General features: G+C 52.2%; 2 protein-coding genes. Both read right to left on the bottom strand.

Translation table 11 applies throughout. The features are described 5' to 3' along the window. Window positions 1-1,631, bottom strand: a 1,631-nt coding sequence (locus A8O23_RS21155; protein WP_192849062.1) for a DVUA0089 family protein, incomplete at its 3' end; no start/stop codon positions are given. Window positions 1,632-1,726: 95 nt separating this feature from the next. Further along, window positions 1,727-1,940 (bottom strand): hypothetical protein (locus A8O23_RS21795; RefSeq protein ID WP_204377728.1); only part of this gene is annotated, 214 nt, incomplete at its 5' end.

The following is a 1,940-nucleotide window of genomic DNA, read 5'->3' as shown; positions in this document are numbered from 1 at the left end:
CCCGCGTGCATCTGGCTCAGGTTCTGCCCTCCGCCGGCGTCGGTGCAGGCCTCCGTGCCCGTGCCGCTCTCGCCGTTGTAGCTCTCCGCCTCTATGTGTCTAACTGCCACCAGCGGCGGTTTCACCGTTCCTGTTATGGTATAGCTGCCCAAGGAGCCGTAGCCAGAGTAACCGGTGTTGACAGTTCCGGCGCCGGTGCCGGTCACTGACAGGTAGTAGGTGCCCGCACTGAGGCTGGTGGATATGCTGGCATGCAACGAACTGGTATTGTTGAGCGAATTTGTAATGTTGTAGGTACCAATCACGGTGCCCGAGGAATTATAAAGCCTTGCCAGTATGTCTAGGTTGCCGTGGCGGCTGACGGTGTTTATGTTGAAGGACACAGACCCGCTGCCGGTTGTGAAACGGAAAAAGTCAATGTCGGTATTTCTCTCGATCACCCCGCTGCGGCTGGTGACAGCGCCGGTGGTGGAGTTTACGGAGAGAGTGGTTGCGGCACCGGTGCTGTTGCCGTGGTCATCCCCGCGGTAGCCTATTCTGTAGGCGATTACCGCCAGGTCATCTTGCTGCATATTAGCATTATAATATTCGCCCTTGCTCCATTGGGCAATGGCCCGCTCGGTTGGGGAATAGGAGGAGCCCATTATGGGGGCCCAGGCGTTGTGTCCGTTATAATAGCTAGGATTGCTATAGGTTGCGTCATGCTCAAGGTCCAGCGTATGCCCTACCTCATGGGAGCCGATATCTCCGGCCCATTTCCCTGTCCCGCCCATGAACACGAAACACGGCCAGTCATTGTTGCGAAAAGTTCCGTACCTGGCTCCGCCCCCAACATTAGGATAAAAGCCAAAGTTATTATCTGGGGTATAGATGATTCGCTGGCGGCTAGTGGCGGCGTAACCATTAAACACAGACAGGCTGGTGGTGACATTCACGTTGAAAGGGCGGTAATCCTCGGCTATTATTTCCCAGGCTTCCGTTATCACCGCACTTGAAACGTTCATTGGTGACACATAGAAGGCGTTACCGCCGTTCCAGCCGGTACCTGCGGGAACATGCTCGCCGTCGAAGTCAAGGTATATTACATATGGAGCACCTGGCCGGCTTTGAAGGGTCAAATTCCTTGCATTTGCCGTACTACTCTCTTCTTTTTGCTTGGAGCTCTTTGTGTTTGCCGGGGGAACCTTATAGTCCACACAGACCAGCTTGTTTATGTCTTTCTCTTGGATATAAACCGTGCCGTCTTCACGGGTGCCGTACTCAAACGCGAGTTTCTGCTCCAGCATAATGATGTCCCCATGCAGCTTTCCGTCCTCTACCTGTATGAAAAAGGTGCTTTTCTCTACGCCGTTTACCCTTCCTACAAGTGTAAGGCCACCTTTTTCATCTTCTTGAAAATTGACATCGAGCGACAGCTCCTTATTGCCGGGCACCGCCACGCGGAGTGAGGGTTTTCCGGTCCTTGCGTTTACGGAACTTTTGGAACTCACCTGTTTCTGCAGGGATTCTTTGAATGCGCGGGTAGTGCCTAGATTAAGAGCTTCGCCCTTTTTCTGGGCAAAGCCGTGGCTCACTGTACCGAACAGCGCCAGTGTTAAACATAGGAGTTTAATGAGGTTGAATTTTTTCATAAAAAGTGTTGGTTAGGTTGGGGGTAATTATGGTTAGAAAGTAAAGCTTTTAGTAGGCTGAAGAGGTTGCCATCTAGAAGATGCAATATATTGAGTCAGGAAGAAATGATATGCCCGCTACAGCTGTAAGCCGCAGTTTCGCTTGTCAGGCAGTTCCGATAGTCATTTCCGTTCATTTCTTTTACAATCCGTGTTAATGGGAGTATGGTGTCTGAGTTAGTCTGTGTCAGTGGGGTTTCCATGCGGTTCAGGCGGCCCTTTGGGCGCTGGGGTTTTTCACCCGGGGCCGCCGTTGGTGCTACCTCTTGA

The organism is Rufibacter roseus, assembly GCF_001647285.1.
In the GTDB taxonomy this organism is placed as follows: Bacteria; Bacteroidota; Bacteroidia; order Cytophagales; family Hymenobacteraceae; genus Nibribacter; species Nibribacter roseus.
This window is presented reverse-complemented; position numbering and strand designations above follow the sequence as displayed.